Annotated in this window: 1 protein-coding gene; it reads left to right on the forward strand. The window is 58.2% G+C overall.

The features are described from left to right. Positions 1-92: 92 nt before the first annotated feature. On the forward strand, positions 93-459 hold a 367-nt coding region (locus tag M3183_RS26740), incomplete at its 3' end, for a type II toxin-antitoxin system RelE family toxin (protein ID WP_251475064.1).

A 459-nucleotide genomic window follows, 5' to 3' on the forward strand; every position in this document is an offset into this window, starting at 1 on the left:
GCCTAATAGACGACGGTTGGACGCTCATGTACCCGGATACACTCAACGAGCAGACAATCCCGGCGGCGTTGCTGGGGTAAGGAGTGGCGCAGATGGTTACATTCAGCTTCTACAGCGGCCTGAAACTCGACGGTGCCTTGTACAAGCCGGTGATGAACTTCCTGCAGAAGCTCGCGGAAGATCCGGCCAACCCGTCGCTGCGCATTAAGACGCTCAACAATGCCGTGGACAAGCGCGTGCGCACCGGTCGCGTCAATGATCAGTTCCGCGCGGTGCTCTTCGAGCTCAAAGACTCCGAAACGCACCACTTCGTGCTCGTGGATGTCGATTCACACGATGAGGGCAATGCTAAGGCTGAGCGTCTAGATCCAGCACGGCTCCGCTTGACCGTCAACCCTGTCAACGGTCTCACTCAGCTGATCCAAGAAGAAGCCCCCGGCCCCGCGCATTCTAAGAAGG

The organism is Neobacillus mesonae (assembly GCF_023715155.1).
Taxonomy (GTDB): domain Bacteria; phylum Bacillota; class Bacilli; order Bacillales; family Cytobacillaceae; genus Neobacillus; species Neobacillus mesonae_A.